The sequence below is a fragment of the Sphaerospermopsis sp. LEGE 00249 genome (assembly GCF_014299995.1).
Taxonomy (GTDB): Bacteria; Cyanobacteriota; Cyanobacteriia; order Cyanobacteriales; family Nostocaceae; genus Sphaerospermopsis; species Sphaerospermopsis kisseleviana.
The window spans coordinates 50695-70685 of the sequence record NZ_JACJUZ010000019.1 but is presented as its reverse complement, the minus strand read 5'-3'; the positions used below and the strand labels follow the sequence as shown (position 1 = coordinate 70685).

Annotated in this window: 16 protein-coding genes; 3 read left to right on the top strand and 13 right to left on the bottom strand. The window is 36.2% G+C overall.

The genetic code is table 11. The features are described 5' to 3' along the window. Positions 1-29: 29 nt before the first annotated feature. On the bottom strand, positions 30-1415 hold the full coding sequence (gene glgA / locus H5968_RS09150) for a glycogen synthase GlgA (RefSeq protein WP_187039693.1): 1386 nt from the start codon (positions 1413-1415) through the stop codon (positions 30-32). 140 nt (positions 1416-1555) lie between these two features. After that, positions 1556-2524: a hydroxymethylbilane synthase gene (gene hemC / locus H5968_RS09145; protein ID WP_096565449.1), complete on the bottom strand. Its 969-nt coding sequence runs from the start codon at positions 2522-2524 to the stop codon at positions 1556-1558. A gap of 583 nt (positions 2525-3107) precedes the next feature. Here hemC and H5968_RS09140 point away from each other — a divergent pair. Continuing rightward, positions 3108-4076, top strand: coding sequence for a YegS/Rv2252/BmrU family lipid kinase (locus tag H5968_RS09140; RefSeq protein ID WP_187039692.1), 969 nt, complete (start codon positions 3108-3110; stop codon positions 4074-4076). A 222-nt stretch (positions 4077-4298) separates the two neighbouring features. On the opposite strand, the gene H5968_RS09135 is transcribed toward H5968_RS09140, so the two are convergent. From H5968_RS09135 to H5968_RS09125, 3 genes are all read right to left on the bottom strand, one after another. Next, complete coding sequence (locus H5968_RS09135; protein ID WP_187039690.1) at positions 4299-4739, bottom strand: CAAD domain-containing protein; 441 nt, start codon at positions 4737-4739, stop codon at positions 4299-4301. 172 nt (positions 4740-4911) lie between these two features. Next, positions 4912-5373 carry a BON domain-containing protein gene (locus H5968_RS09130; protein WP_096565443.1) on the bottom strand — a complete coding sequence of 154 codons (462 nt, stop codon included), beginning with the start codon at positions 5371-5373 and terminating at the stop codon, positions 4912-4914. 101 nt (positions 5374-5474) lie between these two features. Then, the gene (locus tag H5968_RS09125) at positions 5475-7124 is read right to left on the bottom strand and encodes a histidine kinase (protein WP_187039689.1); all 1650 of its coding nucleotides are present in this window, start codon (positions 7122-7124) and stop codon (positions 5475-5477) included. An 817-nt stretch (positions 7125-7941) separates the two neighbouring features. On the opposite strand from H5968_RS09125, the gene H5968_RS09120 reads away from it, so the two are divergent. Further along, complete coding sequence (locus H5968_RS09120) at positions 7942-8127, top strand: hypothetical protein (RefSeq protein WP_187039688.1); 186 nt, start codon at positions 7942-7944, stop codon at positions 8125-8127. A gap of 178 nt (positions 8128-8305) precedes the next feature. Then, positions 8306-9076 carry a pentapeptide repeat-containing protein gene (locus H5968_RS09115; protein ID WP_187039687.1) on the top strand — a complete coding sequence of 257 codons (771 nt, stop codon included), beginning with the start codon at positions 8306-8308 and terminating at the stop codon, positions 9074-9076. 307 nt (positions 9077-9383) lie between these two features. On the opposite strand, the gene H5968_RS09110 is transcribed toward H5968_RS09115, so the two are convergent. The 8 genes from H5968_RS09110 to H5968_RS09075 form a co-directional block, all read right to left on the bottom strand. After that, positions 9384-11576: a protein kinase gene (locus H5968_RS09110; protein ID WP_187039686.1), complete on the bottom strand. Its 2193-nt coding sequence runs from the start codon at positions 11574-11576 to the stop codon at positions 9384-9386. Positions 11577-11631: 55 nt separating this feature from the next. Further along, positions 11632-13374 carry a PP2C family serine/threonine-protein phosphatase gene (locus tag H5968_RS09105; RefSeq protein WP_187039685.1) on the bottom strand — a complete coding sequence of 581 codons (1743 nt, stop codon included), beginning with the start codon at positions 13372-13374 and terminating at the stop codon, positions 11632-11634. A 148-nt stretch (positions 13375-13522) separates the two neighbouring features. Then, a complete protein-coding gene (locus H5968_RS09100) occupies positions 13523-14101 on the bottom strand; it encodes an FHA domain-containing protein (protein WP_187039684.1) in 579 nt (192 codons plus the stop codon). 101 nt (positions 14102-14202) lie between these two features. Beyond that, on the bottom strand, positions 14203-15597 hold the full coding sequence (locus tag H5968_RS09095) for a VWA domain-containing protein (RefSeq protein ID WP_187039683.1): 1395 nt from the start codon (positions 15595-15597) through the stop codon (positions 14203-14205). Between the two features lie 79 nt (positions 15598-15676). Next, positions 15677-16060 (bottom strand): hypothetical protein, encoded by a 384-nt coding sequence (locus tag H5968_RS09090; protein WP_187039682.1) that lies wholly within the window; start codon positions 16058-16060, stop codon positions 15677-15679. A 10-nt stretch (positions 16061-16070) separates the two neighbouring features. After that, positions 16071-17549 (bottom strand): vWA domain-containing protein, encoded by a 1479-nt coding sequence (locus tag H5968_RS09085; RefSeq protein ID WP_187039681.1) that lies wholly within the window; start codon positions 17547-17549, stop codon positions 16071-16073. Beyond that, positions 17546-18916 (bottom strand): serine hydrolase, encoded by a 1371-nt coding sequence (locus H5968_RS09080; protein ID WP_137666797.1) that lies wholly within the window; start codon positions 18914-18916, stop codon positions 17546-17548. The genes H5968_RS09085 and H5968_RS09080 overlap by 4 nt, the downstream gene beginning before the upstream one ends. Next, positions 18913-19932, bottom strand: a complete 1020-nt coding sequence (locus H5968_RS09075; protein WP_222620619.1) for an ARC6/PARC6 family protein — start codon at positions 19930-19932, stop codon at positions 18913-18915. The genes H5968_RS09080 and H5968_RS09075 overlap by 4 nt, the downstream gene beginning before the upstream one ends. Positions 19933-19991: the final 59 nt, after the last annotated feature.

Below are 19991 nucleotides of genomic sequence, written 5' to 3'. Positions count from 1 at the left end.
CCAGTCCCCAGTCCCCAGTCCCCAGTCATCTACTCGTTTGGTGGTAAACCATACATGGAACGATATAGACTATCGTACTGTTTAGCAGATTCATACCAACTAAAGTTTTGATTCATACCCCGTTGTTGTAATTCTTGCCATTGGGGTTTGTAACGGAAACCTTCCCAAGCCCGAATCATACAGGTAAATAGGTCTAAAGGTTCATAGCGGTCAAAGCAATAACCTGTACCTGCGGTATTTACGGGGTCGTGGTGGGTGACAGTATCAACTAATCCCCCTGTACGGCGGACGATAGGAACAGAACCATAACGTAAAGCCATCATTTGACTGATACCGCAAGGTTCAAAACGACTTGGCATTAAGAAAGCATCAGTACCGGCATAGATGCGACGGGAAAGAGCATCATTATATAAAAGGTAGGTGGCCATTCTGCCAGGATAGCGGGATGCTAACTGCCACATTTGGGTTTCATAATAGCGATCGCCTGTTCCCAACAACACAAATTGAGCATCTGTATAAGCCATAAAGCGGTCAAGAATTTGGATCACCAAATCTAAACCCTTTTGTTCTACCAACCGGCTCACCATACCCATTAAAAAGGCACTAGAATTAACTTCTAATCCCATTTCTTCTTGCAAGGCAATTTTGTTAGCTTTGCGTTTGTCTAAGGTATCGGTAGTAAAAGTTTGATTAATGTATTTATCAGTTGCCGGATCATAAACATCTGTATCTATACCGTTAATAATCCCTGATAACTTGCCACTAATAAAAGACAATAAACCTTCGATTTCTTCACCGTAAGCAGGAGTTTTGATTTGTTCTGCATAGGTGGGGGAAACTGTATTTACCCTGTCAGCAAACTGCACCGCTGCGGCCATAGTGTTGTGTCCTTGCATATACCAGGGACACCAAGTAATTTTCCGTAAATACCATTCCCAAGGTCCTTGATAAGCGAGGTTATGAATAGTAAACACAGTGGTAATATCTGGATCTTGGTGCATCCATACCGGAATCATCCCTGTATGCCAGTCGTGACAGTGGATAATTTCCGGTTTCCAGTAGTTCCAGGCAAATTCCGCCGCACCGTTAGCAAATAAAGTGAAACGCCAATCTTCATCTTCTCCGGCATAAATACGACGGGGTGAAAAAGCAGGATGTCCAAATAAATACAAAGGAACATCAGTTCCAGGGAGGACACTTTCATAAACTGAAAAGTCCTGGAACATGGCAAAGCCTTTCCAAATTGGGTCTTTGGGAATTTCCATCTTATCTGGCAGAAAGCCATAATAAGGCAGGAATATCCGTACATCATGCCCCATTTGTCTGAGAACTTTTGGTAATGCACCGACAACATCACCCATTCCACCTACTTTGGCAATGGGAGCAGCTTCCGCTGCAACAAATAAAATTCGCATAATTTGGTAATTGGTAATTGGTAATTGGTAATTGGTAATTGGTAATTGGTAATTGGTGATTGGTGATTGGTAATTGGCAATTGGTAATTGGTAAAGATAAAATTGATTACCCAGTCACCAGTCCCCAGTCCCCAGTCCCTTTATGATCCGCGTTTAATCTCGGTGAAGATTTCTTCTAAAATTTCAGTTGCACCTTGTTGACGTAAGGTGTTAGCTAGTTGTGTTCCTAACTGTTCTGCATCTTTGGCTAAACCAGTAACGGTATCTTTTACCAGTTTTTGACCATCTACACTAGCTACAATACCAGTTAGTGTTAAATTATCACCATTGATTTCTGTGTTGACACCAATGGGAACTTGACAACCCCCTTCTAAAGAGCGGAGAAAAGATCGTTCTGCTAAACAGCGATCGCGTGTTTGGGGATGTTGAATAGCTTTGAGAATGGTGATTAGTTCAGCATCATCAGCACGGCATTCAATACCTAAAGCACCCTGGCCAACTGCGTGCAGGGAAATATCAGGGGGTAAAATTTGGTGAATGCGATCGCTCATTTCCAATCTTTCTAAACCAGCTACCGCTAAAATCAAAGCGTCATATTCACCCGCATCCAACTTAGCCATGCGTGTGTTCAGATTTCCCCGCACATCTTTAAAGGTAAAATGGGGGAATTTATGGCGTAGTTGTGCCAGTCTTCTTAAAGAAGATGTACCAATCACCGCACCTGCTGGTAAAGTTTCCAGAGTTTGTCCTTTGTATTGCTCATGGAATACTACCGCATCGGCTGGATTTTCCCGTTCTGTAATTGCTGCTAGTGCCAAACCTTCTGGTAAGTTGGTAGGCAAATCTTTAAGGGAATGAACGGCAAAATCAATACTTTTCTCGATCATTCCCAGTTCGAGTTCCTTGGTAAATAATCCTTTGTCACCAATTTTAGCTAATGCTACATCCAGGATTTTGTCGCCTTGGGTAGACATGGTATGGACTTCAAAATTGATATCAGGATAACTTTTCTGAAGTTGCTCTCTTACCCAGTATGTTTGAACTAGAGCTAGTTGGCTTTTACGTGAACCAATACGAATAGTGCGTGGAGGGCTAGAAACTGAAGTCATAAAACAATTTGTCAAACCAGGCGATAAATTCACATTGATCTAGACTACCGCAGCAAGTGACTTACCGGATGGAATCACTCTCTTTACATTCGGTTACATTTTTCTTATATCAGCAGCAGCTACCAGTTTGATAAAACGTTATGTATAACGTTATGTATATTTTTACATATTCTATTTTTCAGCATCTACCTATATGCAGATTTTTTTTAGATACTACAACAAAGATTGATGAGGACTATCTCAATCAAAGAAAAAACAACCGCAGCAACACTAAAAAATCTCTGAAAATTTCTTACCTTTGTGTCCTTTGCGCCCTTTGCGGTTCAATCATATCAAGTCTCACATATCAAGTCTCAGATCATTTTATTTCGTTAGATAAAAATAAATTTACACATTGAGAAATTATAGTTTAGGTAAAGGAATAGGAAACAGGAAAATAAATTTTAGTAAATCATCAGCCAAAGTAGTCTTCAGAGAGAAGTTGAAATTTTCAAGATATGCTAATATTCAATAATGAACAATGAACAATTGACCATTACTGAAACAATTATCAATTATCAATTATCAATTATCAATTATCTCTATGATTCGTTCCGCTTGTTTAATTTTTAACCCAGTTGCCGGTCAAGGTGATCCAGACTTTGAATTAGATCAAATTAGGTCAATATTAGAACCAGAAATTGATTTAGATATTTATCTCACCACTGAAGAAGTTGATGCTGATGAACTCGCACGTGCAGCAGTAGAAAGGGGAGTAGAAGCGATCATTGTTTCTGGGGGAGATGGGACATTATCAGCAGCAGCGGAAGCAGTAGTTAATACTAATATTCCCTTTGGGATTATTTCTAGAGGAACAGCAAACGCTTTTGCCGCAGCATTAAATATTCCTAATACAATTGCCGCAGCTTGTCAAACCATTTTACAAGGTAAAACTCGCACAGTAGATGTTGCTTATTGTCATGATCATCCAATGGTATTATTAGCAGGTATTGGCTTTGAAGCAGAAACTGTAGAAAAAGCAGATCGAGAAACTAAAAATCGTTTTGGGATGATAGCTTATATCTTAGCTGGTATTCAAGAACTGGGAAATTTACAAAGATTTGCTGTGGAAATTGAAACAGAAGATAAGATCATTCAAACTCTTGCATCAGCGGTGACAGTAGCAAATGCAGCACCTCCAACTTCTGTTTTAGCTCAAGGACCTTCCGGGATTATTTATGATGATGGATTATTAGATTTAACAATAGTAGCTCCAGAAACTAAAACAGGTGCGATCGCTGCCACATTTCATTTATTCCAAACTGCTGCTACAGGTACACCAGTGAAAAGAGATGATATTGGTTATTTGCGAGCTAAACAATTTAAAATCACCACAAAACCACCGCAAAAAGTAGTTATAGATGGGGAAATAGTGGGTACAACTCCTGTAGAAATTAAATGTATCCCAGCAGGCTTAACGGTTTTTGTTCCTTATGTAAAAGAAGAAATTCCCACAGAAAAATTAGATGGTTTACCTAACCTAACTGTAGAAATAAAAGAGGAATCTACATAAAAAGTCAGGAGTCAGGAGTCGTAGGGGCGAAGCATTCGGGCGAATAATTATCAATTTTTATCACAATTTTATGGTATGGGGCAAAAAATAAAAAATTTTAGAAAATTTAGATTTTAGATTTTAGATTTTAGATTGTGCTAAATGAAAACAATCCAAAATCCAAAATCCAAAATCTAAAATCCCAAATTCAGAAGTCAGAAGCTCTGAATTATTAACCTATGATTAACCTAAAAGTTGTTGTTTGAATGCACTAACTTTGTGGGATAATTCTTGGCGAGTTTCCGCTTTCAGGAAATAACGGAAGACAAACCACATAGCATAGAATATGCCAATTAGCTCAAAAATTGGAGCTAATAAAGGCACACCATTAACAGCATCTAAAACGGCGATCGCCACCTTAACCGTAACAAAGGCAGACAAAATTAACACAATTGTTAAGATAGCTTGCTGATTTTTAGCAAAAAAACTACCCACATAATTTGGTAGTTGATCTAATAAGTCAACTATTTGTGAGCTAATTCGTTGCCATTGACTGTTAGGCGCTTTAGCTGGTTGCAGTTTAGGCAAATTTCTAGTTTCTGCACCTTCAAGAGATAATACCCCTGGTGGTGAGACGGAAGTAGCAGAGTCTTGCTGTTGTTGAGTTTCCATAATGTTTGCCATTTGGCACAACAGTGTTGATAAGTGACTGGACGTAAATCAATATAACAGTCTTGACTCAGAATACCAAGTCAAAAATATTTCAGTTTGTATCTTGATTACTGAGGATTGACCAGAAAAACTTATTTCAGTCCATCAACTTAGAGATATTAACAGATATTAATTGTGAGCAGTTTTACCTTCCTGGTTGTGCGACTGTTGCATTAACAATTACATTTCTCACTCCATTAATTTCTTTAGCCAAAGGTTCAATTTTAGCTAACTGATCCTGATTATTTACAGTTCCTGATACAGTAACAGTACCATCATCGGTAGCTTTAACTGTTAATGCACCACCAGGAATATTAGCTTCTAACTTAGAACGGACTTCACTAGCTAAGTCTGCTGCTGTTCTTTCTGTACGATCAGTAGTTAGCAGATTTCGTTCTTCACGAGCGCGAATATCAGCGTTGAGTTGTCTTCTGCGAAGTTCACTTTGAGCGTCTTCTTTAGCTTCTTGTCTGGTTTCTGCGGCTGGACTGACTGGAACTTCTCCTTCTCCCGGTTCAGGTGCAGTCACAGTTGTTTTAGCGGTATTATCACAAGCAGCACTAAAAAGTAAAAGTGAACCTATTAAGAATGAAGTTAACTTTTTCATTGGTTTATTGTTTGATTTTGATATAGCAAAATTCAGGAGGCAGGAGCAAAATTTAAACTGTTAATTTTATTGCTCCTCAAATGTGGTGAAACTAATGGGAATTAAACTGTTTTTTGGCGATGGTCAATAATAATTACTGGTGCTTCTCCAGCAAAATCACCATGAACGGTTTCTGTAGGTTTGGCAGTTTCAAAACTGCGTTGATGTTCACTCGGTTGATATTCGTTGACATCACGGGCATCATAAATATCAAATTCTTCAATTCCCAAACCTTTGAGGATAGTTTCAGCCTGGTGAATTTGTACTTGAGTACCATCAACAATGATTAAATAATGACCTCTTTGGAAGCGATCGCTATAAACTCGCGCTCTTTCTTCAGGAATACCTAAACCAATTAACCCCCCTGCAATACCTCCCACTGCTGCACCGACAACACCACCGGTTAAGGTTGTGGCTAAAGCAGTTGCTACCGCACCACCAGCCATGACAGGTCCAACTCCAGGAATTGCTAAAGTTCCCAAACCAACTAATAAACCACCTAAACCACCAATTGCACCACCTGTAGCAGCACCGGCTTTTAGTCCTTCATCTGCTTTATTACCCTCTAAATTCCTTTTTTCACTGTTGTCTGTGTCTTTAGCAATAAGGGAAACTTGGTTCATGGGAAAACCAGCATTTCTCAAGTCTCTGAGTGCTGTTTCTGCATCACGACGATGGGAAAATACACCAACTGCTCTTTTAGTAGTTTGTAAAGGTGCTGGCGAAGGTGCTTTTACATGACCATTTGCTTCGTAAACTTGCCATTGTTTAATTCCATGTCGGTTGAGAATAGTTGCAGCGCGGTGAATATCGGTATCTGTACCACCAGCGATAATGATATAATCTCCTTGATGGATGCGTTCGTTGTAAAACTGAGTTTGATGATCGGGAATATTAAAGCGAGTAGACTCAAAGCGATCGCTCCAATGAACACCCCCAAAAGCATCTCTGTGTTGACGTTCTCTGTGTATTAAAGCAATTTGGTTCAAGGGAAAACCTGCATTTCTTAAATCATTAATAGCAGTTTCCGCATCTTGCAGCAGTGAAAAATAGCCAATTGCATATTTAAGAACAGTCGTTTCTCTATGAACAGTTGTTTCTGTAGGAACAGTTGTTTCTCTAGGAACAGTTACATCCTGATGAACAGCTTCTGTAGTTGGTTGTTTACCATCCGGTTGATCATAAACTTCAAATTCTTCTATTCGCCAATGATGCAGAATTTCTTTAGCTCTAGCAATTTCCGCATCTGTACCATCAATAATGACTAAATATTCTCCTCTCTGTACTCTATCATGATAAATTTTGGCTTTTTCTTCGGGAATTCCTAAACCAATTAACGCACCAATTAAACCTCCCGCCGCAGCACCAATACCAGCACCAGCAAGGGTTGTTACTAAAGCTGTAGCTGTAGCACCAGCCAACATAATTGGACCGACTCCGGGAATAGCTAACGTTCCTAGTCCCACTAATAAACCAGTTATACCACCTAAAACACCACCAGAAATTGCCCCAATTGTTGCACCTTCTTCCGCCTGATCACCAACTTTCTCACGGACTTGATGACCAGCAATTTCTTCATTTTCGTGATGTCTAGCGATAACAGAAACTCTTTCCATTGGAAAGCCTGAATGTCTCAGTTCATGTAACGCCTGTTCAGCATCCCGGCGATCAGGAAATACCCCTACAGCACGTCTATGTATACCTATAACCATGCTTTATATTCCTCCAACAGCAAAACAGAAATCTTTTGATATTCCTGTTATTTCTGAATGACTTTAAGGCCATAACTCTATTACTACGTTTTTGAATGCAAGTATCATCAATCCCTTGGATGAAGTTATATTTAAGTTATATTTATGCCATTGGTTATAGATAGGGTTTGCTGAATAAACCTAAAACCTTGATATATCAAAGGTTAGAGGCTGATAAACACAGAAATTAGTGCAAGGGTTTTGAAGGGTATACCGGAAAAAGTGTGCATTTTTTCGGATTTCAAGAGATGGCAAAGAAATTTTCAAATCTCCTCCTGACTCCTGACTCCTGACTCCTGACTCCTATGCCCTCACGGAAAGACTTTCTCAGCAACCCCTAGATAGATATATGCTCTAGATTGATATCAGCCGTACAAATCTGACTTCTTCGTTAGATTGTACCTTAGAGGATGTTGGAAAAGTCTAAATTGAGTGATTAGAAATCACATCTACACAGACAAAACCTCAATTTTTCGTTAGTCCACTAGTGGACTTTGCTTGTGTAGTAGCGTTCGCCGTCAGGCGTGCCGGAGGCTCTATTATATTCGCCAAAAACTTTTAAGACAACCTCTTAAACAATAAATCAAAAAGGATGAACAGATAAGTGGTGCAAAACTGAAAATACAGTAAAAATACCGTTGTGATAGTAATGACTGAAATTATAACATTGAAATCATTGATACTTGATTAAATAGTTAGTTATTTTCTAATCAGGTAAATCATTTGTAAATATATAAATTATTAAGTTATTGCGTGGTGATTATGAGGAGTTACGCTTATGCTAGAAAAACTATTATTAGCATCCATCCTAACATTTAGCGTCAGCCTATTTTCAGATATCGGTTGGTCTAATGCTAAAAAAGAAGTGGCGCAAACTCCCTCACATAATCATACTGTTTTTCTGTTAACTCAACGTTACAAAAATAAAGAATTGGATTCAAAAGACAGAAATTCAAATCAGTAATCAGGAGTCAGTAGGGGTGGGGTTGCCTTTCCCGTATCAGAGTAGGTAGAGCAAAATTTTAACTTGCTTTCTTCCCTACTCTCTATTCCCAGTATGTTAAATTGGGTTCAATATTTTATCAGTATTGAGTTTTATTCTGACTACTGACTTTTGAATTTTTACTCTTGTAACACTGATTATGAAAAACCAAATTATTGCCACAGCAGCATTTTTACTTACCATCAGCTTACCATTAACCGCAAAAGCTTCTAATTATGAACAGATAAGACAGTTATTAGCAACCAATAAATGCTTTAACTGCAATCTCCGCAATGCTGGGTTAGTCATGGCGGACTTATCAGGAGCAAATTTAAGCGGTGCGAATCTTGCAGGTGCTAACTTGAGTCGTGCTAACTTGAGTGGTGCAGACTTGCGGGGTGCAAACTTAACTGGTGCGAGTTTATTTGGCGCAAATTTGATCGATGCTAAACTCAATGGCGCAAATTTAACTGGTGCAGATTTGAGAAATACCTACTTAATGAATGTAGAATTGGCAGGTGCAAACCTTAACGGTACTAACTTTCAAGGTGCTTTAGGCATACCTGCACAAATAGCTAAACCAGAAGACTTTTATGCTTGGGGTGTAGCAGCAGCAGAAAAAGGTAATCTCAAACAGGCTATTGATTATTTTAGTCAAGCGATCGCTCTCAAACCAGACTATGCAGGTGCTTATTTATCCCGTGGTGTAGCTAGTTACCAAAACTTAGACAGAAAAAGCGCCTTAGAAGATGCCCAAATCGCCGTAAAACTGTTTGAAGAGCAAAAAAATAGCGAAGGTTTACAAACAGCACAAGCTTTTATTTTAGAATTGAAAACACCCTATACAGAAAATATCAGCAAGGGTAAACCCAGTTTTATGGATTTTGTTGGTAGTCTGGGATCTGTATTATTGCAATTTTTACCTTTTTAGGAGTAATGATTAGGAGGAATGATCTTGAAATGTGCATAATCTAAAATCTTTGTAGGGACAATTCATGAATTGTCCCTACCCTAATATTTAGGGGTTGCTGAGAAAGTCTTTCCGTGAGGGCATAGGAGTCAGGAGTCAGGAGGAGATTTGAAAATTTCTTTGCCATCTCTTGAAATCCCCAAAAATGCACACTTTTTCCGGTATACCCTTCAAAACCCTTGCACTAATTTCTGTGTTTATCAGCCTCTAACCTTTGATATATCAAGGTTTTAGGTTTATTCAGCAAACCCTATTTACTAAGTAATCCCTAAATATTCACACCTATATTCACACCTATTAATTGAAATGCCTGTTTAATATTTGCCGCTATTTGCAAACTTTGGGACGTTGCAGACAAGGTATATAATTTGATAGCTTGACTATAAGCAGATAACATTTCTCGGCTATTTTCTATTTCCCCAGCTTGATTTTTAATATTCATTAATACCCAACCTAAATTATGATATGCTTCTGCATAATTGCCATTACATTTAATGGCTTTTTCTAGATATAACTTAGCCTGATTCCATACTCCTATTTGGGCGTATAAAGTACCAAGACGAAAGTAAGGAAAAGCTAGGGGTGGGAATGTTTGTAAATAATTTTCATATATTTGAATAGCACTTTGATAGTTTTTTAAATTCTCTTGAGTAATCCCATAATTAAGTAATACCCAACCAGGAATAGATGTTTGATGAGATGTTTGATGGGCAGCTTTTTCAAAACTGATAAGTGCATCTTGCCATAAGTATTGATTCCCTTGTTTCCAACCTTTTAAACCCCAAGCTATACTACTATTAGGTACTTGGTGAATAAATTCTGCAATTCTTCTATCTACATCATTAGCTTGTTTAGTGACAACGGCTTTTTCTAAAGCAATAATTAAATAAGGATATAAACTATTTTGTAAGTTAGTTTGTAATTGCTTTTCATGATGATTTAGCTGATTTTGTACTTGATTATTTAATTTAAATATTGCTTGAGTAGCTGTACGGATCGCTAACTTCCATTGTTGTTGCTGTACATATATCCATGATTGCAAACTTAAAGCAAAAGTACAATCTGGTTGGATTTTTAATACTGTATCTATGGTTTTTTCGGCTGCTGCTAAATTACCAGATTTAGCTAATGCCCACGCATAATTAGCTTGTATCCAAGTTTCATTAGGAGATAAATTAACAGCTATTTGTAAATTTTTTACCGCTTCTTGCCAATTGTTTCGACGGCAATTAATCAATCCTAAAACTCCGTATCCTCTGCCATCATTTGCTTGTAATTTAATGGCATTTTGAGCATCTATTTCTGCTTCTTGTTCATCAATATATATTTGTAATAATGCTAGTTCTACGGCTGCTTCCCCGTTTTCTGGTTCAACTGACAAATATTTTTGATATGCTTGGGCTGCATCATTTAATTTACCTTGTTTTACTAATTCCTTAGCCCGTTGATGTTGGGGAGAAATAAATTTACCTTGGAGTGCCGCTATTAATTCATCAGCAGTTTGAAATCTATCTTCTATTCTAAATTGCATTCCTGTTAATATAACTTTTTCCATTACAGGACTTAAATCAGGGCGGAGTTGTCGCGGTGCAATTAATGGATCTACTAATGTATTTAATGTATTTAATGTATTTAAGGCACTGTTTTGTAAAAATGCACTAGCCCTTTCTGTTGCTTCTGTTGGTAATTTTCCCGTTAGTAATTCATACATTGATGCACATAAAGCATAAATATCAGTACCAGGGAATCGTTTACCTTTTTGAATATATTGTTCATAGGGTGCATATCCCGGTGTTAAGATTCTAGTCATATCTCCAGTTTGATTGGCAATAAATTCTCTGGCTGCACCAAAATCAATTAATACCGCTTGATGTGGAGATACAACAATAATATTTTCTGGTTTGATATCTCGATGTAATAAATTATGACTGTGAATTACTTTTAAAGCGTCAGCAATTTGCAGAAAATAATGTTTAACTCGATCTTCGGCTAATATTCCTTCTGTTGCTAATATCTGATCTAAGGATTTACCAACCAGTAATTCCATGATCATGTATGCAGTGTTATTTTCTAAGAAATACTCATAAATTTTAGCGATATTTGGATGTACACATTGTTGTAAATAGTTGGCTTCTATTTGGAATTTTTGCAGTTGTTCTTGACGCTGTACGGGAGTAATTGACATTGGCCACAAAACTGTATTACCTTGTCTGGCTGCATTTTCTGGCCATAGTTCTTTGATGGCAACTTTGGCGGAATTTTGTAAATATGTTGCCGCATAAGTAATACCAAATCCACCTTGTCCTAAGACATTTTCTATTCTATATCTACCATTGCCAATTAATGTTCCTGGGGATAAATGCAGATTTGATGTAGGGGAATGGGGGGTTAAAGGTGTACCGCAAGCAATACAAATAGTAGCATGATCTACATTATCAGTGAGACAGGTGGGGCATTGCATAGATGTTAATGAGTAATGGGTGATTGGTGATTGGTGATTGGTGATTGGTGATTAACTAAAGATAACTAACTAAACATCGTATTGCTAACAGGGTAGCATTATCAGATGCACCTCGTTCTAATACTTGGTTAATAGTAGCATTTACGGCTGTTTGTAAATTTGATTGATTGGTGAAATTTTCCGCTAGTTCAGTTTGAGAAACTAAGTCCCAAACACCATCAGAACATAGTAAAATGATATCTTGATCTGCTAATTTCATTGTTAATTCTGAGGTTGTTTGTCTTAAATCTTGAACGTAATCATGGCTTAATCTCTTTTTTCCGCCGATGGATTTGGTGAGAACGTTTCTATCTGGATGTGTGGTAATTTCGGCTTCTGTAATTTGTCCACTAGCTAATAATATAGCAACGAGGGAATGATCTTGACTCAGTTGTTTTATTTCTCCTTGACGTAGTAAATAAATGCGACTATCGCCCACATGACTGATCATCAATTGTTGGGATATGGCAAAAATTACGCTGAGGGTTGTTCCTCCTTCTTTAACTTGGTTGGATACTGTTTCATTAGCTTGGATAAATAAGGAGGTTAACCATTCTTGATATTGTTCTTTGGTTTGATTTGTTGGAGGTATGGGTGTTTCTAAGATGGTTTTAATTGCTAATTTACTGGCTAATTCTCCTTGGGACATTCCTCCCATACCATCAGCGATCGCAGCTAAAATTATAGTTTCTTGCCCACTGTTTTTTTGTTGTTTAATTCCATAGTTATCTTCATTCTTCAGGCGGTTTATTGATAATCCTACAGTAGACAAACTGGCTACTTCCCAAGTAATATCTGGTATGCTAATTTCTTGACGGGTATTAACTAATATTGTTAATAATTGTTCTAATGTAAATCTTTCTTCCGGGATGGGAGATAAGCAAATCTTCAGGATTTGATACAGGTGAGGAATGGGTTTGATTTGTATTTCTATAGTGGGATCGTTAGGTAGATTTTGGTTGTGAATTATATGATATAATAATCCTGCTACTGTGTAACTACTCATTGTTTCTTGAATAGGATATTTACAGTATGCTAATTCAGGGGCGCAATAGTTTCCCATTAAGCCAATATTGAGATTTTCACCGACAGGATAGGCGCTAGTTAAATCAAAGAATTGGATGGGTGTTCCTATTTGCATAAATTGGGGTATTATATTAATAATACACCATTTTCTTTGATGTAAATAGCGGAATAATTGACAGATTTGGCTGGTAATTAATAATGATTGTTCTAAGGAATTTTCGGTTTTTAACCAAGTTTCTAAGGTTTGATTTTCTTGGGGAAGGTAGGTTAATAGTAGGAGTTTTTGATTGGATGTGTTGGTGATGATTTCAGTTTCTGGATAATATTCATCTGCTAAATATTCATCTTCTAAAGTTTCATCTGCTAAATATTCATCTGCTAAAGTTTCTGTTTTGAAAATTTCTGATTGTGTATCTATTTCTGTGTTATCAGCAATTGGTAAATGAGAAACTTGAATATTTATAGGATCTTCTATGGTGTGCGCTAGGAGTGGAGAAATTAATTTATAATCTCCTAATTGGTTTCTTAATTCTAATTCTCGGTTGAGGGCGCTGTCAGTTCCACCTATTCTGAGTAACCCTGGTTTTTCAGCATCTATGATGTTAACTTGAAAGTAATCAATCTCAGGTGTGATTTGTCCTAAGTAGGAGATGATTTCTATTTGCAGGTTTTGGATTTGACAACAGATGTTTTCTTGAATTATTAATGGCGATGGATTTGTAATTTCACTCATTTTTTTTCACGCGCCAGACGCAGAGTTACAAAGAGAATAAGAATAAATACCCGATTTTTAGGTTATTAAATTTTGCGGGTATTTAGGTGGTATTTTTAGGGTTTATTTAGTTTTAAGCTGAAAAAGGAAGTTTGATTTTTCATATTTTTCATAAGGTTTGAAATAGAAATCTAACTTTACCAAATGCTATTTCATCACCAGAGTTTAAGGGGGTGGGTATGGTAATTCTGGAACTAAAGCGCGTTTGTCCTTGGGATTTGATAAATATACCATTGGTAGAACCTAAATCTTTGACTTTCCATGTTCCTAGTTCATGATAAATTTCGCCATGATTACGAGATACTGTTTCTCCTCCAAAAAATGTTTCTAAATCTATATCTACTGGTCCAACGTCAGGATCAAATATACCTACTATGGCGTTATTCTCTATGAGAAATTCTGGAATGGGGGCGTTAATTTGTTTGCATATTATTTTAGCATTGGTGGATGTATTTGTAGTGAATGTATTAGTAATTATGGGATAGTTAGGTTGTGGTAGGGGTGGTTGAATGACTGTAGGTGCTACGCTTGGTTCTATGATTGGTGAGGGTTTGATTGGTGAGGGTGTGATTGGTGGGGGTGTGATTGGTGGGGGTATGATGATAGTTTGCAGTTCTGAACCGCAAGCGTTACAAAATTCTGAGTTGTCTGGGTTTTGATCATAGCCACAAGCTGTACAAGTAATCATGGTTTTTTCTCCTGATTTTCAATTATTAATTGTTTTCGTGCAAGGTTTTACAGTCACCCCTAACTTTGAATTAGGAATTATCAATTATCAATTATCAATTACTATGTTCCTGTGAGTTTTCGCATTTCTTCTTCTGATGGCATTTCATTAATATCGTCACCCATTTTCACGGTTTTACCTTTTGCACCCATTTTCACGGTTTTCCGAGTTCCTGGTGAGATTTTTCGGGTTTTACGCAGTTCTGCTTGGGCGTTATTTAAGGATTCTGTCATGTCTGTGTTGCCGATTTTAACTGTCATGCGTCGGGCTGTTTCTAATATCTGTTCGGCTTTTTCTGGGTCTTTTTCTGCTATTCTAGTAGCTTGATCAACTAAGTTAGATATGTTGCATTGTTGTACATAATCCATGACTTCTTTATTAACTTGGGCTACATTTTGTTCTCCGGGAATAAATTGAATAATTAGGTTTTGTGGTGGTAGTTCACCACGGATTTTTTGCCCAGGAATGTCATACGTTAATCCTAGTTGGGCAATACGTACACGAGAAGCAGGGCGGTTATTAATGGTAAATTCTAAAATAAATATGGTTTCGTCATTAGCGATCGCATTTCCCAATGGATAAGGATCTTGATTGAGAGGAAATTCTGCTTGGGTAGGATAAGCACGAACTACGCGGGTTAGTTCTACTCCTTTGACTGTTTTTACTGTTAAGGCTAAATTAGTGATAACTTCTTGTTGGGCTTGGCTATATTCAGCGATGATTTTATGAGGTAAATCTAAAATTGATGTTTCTGTACCTTTGGCAATTCCTGGTACTATATATAGTAATGTTCCTCCTGTAAAATCGCTAAGATGAGTCAGTAAATCTTCGTTAAATTCTTCCCCTACTCCTAAGGCTGTAATTGGTATATTATTAGTGGCTAAATTATTAGCAATTGACCGACATTGATCTTCATCAAATGTTTGTCCATCGGTAAATAATAGGATACGTTTGACTGTCATTTGTTGTTCACTTAACAAATCAAATGCACGCCGTAATCCTAAACCCATGCGTGTACCACCGGAAAATTCTCTCAGGTTGTTAATGGCGGTTTCTAGTTTTTGGACTTCTGTAGCACTGGTTAACCCAATAATTTGGGAAGCATTATCATCAAATTGGACTATGGCAATGCGATCGCTTGTTGTTAATTTTCCTGAATTGACTAATGCTAATAAGGATTCAATCACTATATCTATTTTTGATTTTCCCCCTGTGACTTGTTGATATTGTTTCCCATCTTGTTGATAAGTAATACCTGTAGGTTTGACATCTCCTGCTACTACTTCATACATTGATCCACTGGTGTCAATCACAAAGGTAAATGTGGTAGGTGGGCGACTTGTAGCTACATCTTTAATGGGGCGTAATTTCAACATCACAAATAATTTTTGTGCTGTGCTGTCTGCTGGCATAAATTCCCGATGGGGAGTAATATTAACGTTAATAGCGTTCTGCATTTTTATGTCCTAATTGAATGATTATTGAATGATTATTGAATGATTATTGAATGATTGTTGAATAATTAAATAAACATGATTACACAAAATTCAAAGGTGGTAACATCCCAAATTGTGGTTCTATATCTGATATATCTGGGTTAATAATTTTCGGGGTTTCTTGATTGCCGGTTTCTTGTAATTTGTCAATGTTCTCCTCTATCAATAATCTTAAATTGAGAGTTAGGGAACTAAATCTATAACCCTCTCTAATATCTTCTATCCAGGTTTGAATAATGTTATTAAGTTGGTGATCCTTGATTGCTGATAAGCTGAGATTTTGTAATGTTGTACGGATAGTTTCTTTTATGGTAGGAGTAAAAACCTGTTCTGGTGTATCTTCTTGCATGGGGTTTAAATCTAGGGTGTATTCATACCTTTCGTTGGAGTTTTGGATTTTGAGGTAAAATGTATATTTAACCATTATTAGTTAACTATTGATTAGCGGTTTTATCCTTGACTTCTATGGTAATTTGTCCTAGTTTCCGAGTATCTCCAATCTTTAAATCTTGAGTTGTTTTCTTCATTTTTTTCATCATCGCATATTCTTGATTAAATTCCATAATAATATTTTCTCCTTCTTTGAAGATTTTAGCAGTAATTGGTGTAAATCCATCAGTAGCATTTACAGGAATTTCCACATTTAAAGATGTACCAATTAAAATTGGTTTTGTCCCTAATAAATATGTTGTTTGTTCCGTGGGTGTCCAATGTACCAATAAATATGGTGCTGATGCTAATTGTTTTTGTTCTATCCACGCTATCATTAAACCAATAAAAAATCCCAGGATAGATGCACCGGATAACCGCCCCAAAATATCACCAAAAATACTAGCAGTAATTAAAAAACCACTAGCACCAATTCCCCCGCCAATTGTTCCTCCTATTAAGGCATTTTTGAGGTTTAAATTAGGAACGAAAAATTTTGTACCTCCTCCTACTAACGCTCCTAAAATTACCCAGCCGGCAATTCTACCAACTTCTAATAATGCTATATTAGATAGAGGTGAAAATATTAAAAATAATAATTGTCCTGTTGTACCTGCTATTGTTCCTGCTATTAAACTACCACTGACGGCAATAATTCCTTTTTTTGTTGTTAATAAAGGTAAACGCATATAGCGGTTTTGTCCCATAATTAAAGCTAGGGATATTCCCATTGCTAAAAATGCTGTCCAACCACTCATACGTAATAATAAATCACCAATACTATAGTTTTCTCTAGAATTAGACTCAACTAATTGTTGATAAATTACAGCTTCTGCGTTGCGAAATGCTTGATCAAATTGACCGGAATTAGCATAAAATACTAAAGAGCGATCGCCTGTAATTTGAGTTAAATAATTAATATCCGCGTCTCCAGTAGCGACTGCAATTAATTTTATTCCTGCGTTTCTAGTTGCTAAGGCTGAATTATAAGCAAAATTGGGATCATCTGGTATACCATCGGTAAATAAAATGATATTATTATTGATGTTCTGATTTAATGTAGTTGTTTGTAATTCTCCTAAAGCTGTATCCATACCTTGAGCCATTGGTGTAGAACCTTGTTCTGATAAACTACTAATGGCATTATTTAAAGTATTAATGTCGTTTGTCAGAGGAGTAACAGTTTTAACGTCTATACCAAAATTGACGACTGCTATTTGATCCGTCTGTAAATTACGACGTTCTATAAATTTACTAGCTGCGGTTTTGACTTCTGTTAATTTGCCATCACTCATACTTGAGGATGTGTCAATTAACAAAACTATTGCTTGGGGTTCGTTTTGGGTAGGTGTATCAGATTTAGTTAAGGCTAAAAATGGTTCTCCTAATAAAATTGCTGCTGTCAAACATCCACCAGCGCCGTATATTGCAAATAGTAGAGGTTTGTTGTTTTTTAAGCGATTAAGTAGATTAAAAGTTGTCATGGATTTAATTCAGATATTGTATTGGGACTATTTAGCATTTTTTCGTAAACTAAACGCGAGATTTCTGGAAATAAAGTTTTATCTTGAAAAAAACTTGGGTCATCTCCAAAAACAACTAATATATATTTACATTTTCCATCAGGACTAATTATGATAGCTGCGTCGTTACGAGTTTTAGAGTTCCAGCCCATTTTTGAATAAAACTCAACATCTTCAGGTAGTCCCTGACCCAAAAAACCCTCAATAGCATTAAATTGTTTATTTTTCCAAGCTGCTGGCGCTAAATCTCTTTTCATTAATTTTTTCATTTTTCTACTATATTGTTTAGAAATTGATTTTTCGGTATATATTTCATATAATAATCTTGCTACATCATAAGATGTAGTATAATTGCGAATAGGGTTTGTTTCACTACGACGAATTTGTAAATCTCTGCCTACAGGTCCATCATTTTTTTTATAAGAAGTAGGAAACACTTTTTGGCTGATATTAATTATATAATAACCAGCATCTTGAAAAAATAAGTTCATGGCTAAACGCTTTTGCAGCCAGTCTTGTAACTCTTCATCTGATAGAGATTTACCTGATTCTGTTCCTGAGATTTTATCTACAATCACACTAGAAGATTCGTTATCTGAATCCTGAATCATTTTCTTTACATCTTTATCAGAAATGATTCCTTGTTGTAACTGATTACTGTTGTAATTTCCATACAAATAAACCATCCAAAATAATTTTACTACACTTGCAGTAAATCTAGGTTCTTTTGATAAATACCCAGAATAAGTAGGAAATTCTGGCTGATTTATTTGTAATAAACTAACAGATAGTTTATCACTCGGCAAACCTTTATTTTCTACATAATTTACAATTTGATTAACTATGTTGTCTAGATTTTCATTACTTTTAAATTCTGGAGACTTGACATTATAAACTAGACTAGCATATTTATTTGGTAGATTTTCTAAATTATAATCATCAGGTTGAATCAATCTTGTTTCGTTCAGTCCTATACTTGGTGGTGTAAATTGTATAGTATTTTCCATTATTAATGGAGAAGTAGTTGACATTTGTTCTGTTTTTTCTGTTGTTTTTTCTATTGTTTTTTCTGTTATATTTTCCTTTGATAAAGAAACAGGAATTTGACTCTTACTAAAAGGCACAGAAATCTCATTTTTACCACTAATACTAGGATTAGAAGTAACATCTAGTTGAACTGTAGGTAGAGATTTTTCAGATTGATTCGCAATCAATTTATTAACAATAATTATTAACAAGGAAATAGGTAACAAGAAAAGGAAAATCAACCTTTTCAATAATACTTTTTTATTGACTTTATATTTTTTGATCCGAGTTTTATTATTCATCTTGCTACCTTCCTATAATCATAAATTTTCCAAGTTCCGTTTTCTTTTTCAAAAACGTAGATAAAATTATTAGTGTAAGATCCTGAATTTTGTCTATCAATTCCTCTTTTACCGTATAAATACAGTTCCTCGGATACTCTAACTTTTATGTAAGGTAATTTTCCCGAATTAGAAAAATCAATAACTCTTTGTATTTCTGAAGAATTGTATTTGTAATAAGCATCATTTTCTTCTAACCACGCTACTGGTCCATCAGGTTTAGTTGTAAATGTATGTAGTTTTCCTGTTGCTAATTGATCTACCAAGCTAGTATCAAAAGGAGGTCCAAATATCTGAGGTTTTGCTGCATACCATCTTTGGACTAATTCTAATGCTTCTTCTTGAGAAATATCATGTTGTGGCTGTACAGGTGTAGGAGTATATTCAGGTGTAGGAGTATATTCAGGTGTAGGAGTATATTCAGGTGTAGGAGTATATTCAGGTGTAGGAGTATATTCAGGTGTATTAGCTCTAGTAGTATTAGGTCTAGCAGTATATTTAAGTGTAGGACTAGATTCAGGTGTAGGAGTATATTCAGGTGTAGGAGTAGATACCGCAGTTTCTAAATTTCCTAAACTTATTTTTAAATCAAAAGTTTTTACCCCTTGGGGTGCAGCTACTTGAATAATATATTTACCATTTTTAGGCAATTCTCCACCGTCGATAATTTCATTATTTGGAGTAAACACCCAAAGACAAATATCCGCATCAGTGCTGTAACTTAATTTTTGTCCTGTGGTTGCTGTAAAAGTATATCCAATATGTTTATTAACACTAACTTGACCAGATTTGGTAATTGTACTTTCATCTAATGCAACTGCTTCTACATCTTTTCCACTCAAGGAAACTGTAGGTTTATCACCACAACCAGAGGAGGTAACAACATTATTCTGAAAAATAGAGTTAAGTGGATTTACGTTTGTTTGACAACCAAGGATAGATAGACAGGTACAACACACAATTAACTTTTTGATCATATCATGTAGTTTCCCTAAAATTATTTTTTCAGATAAGTCTCAGATAAGTCTCAGATAAA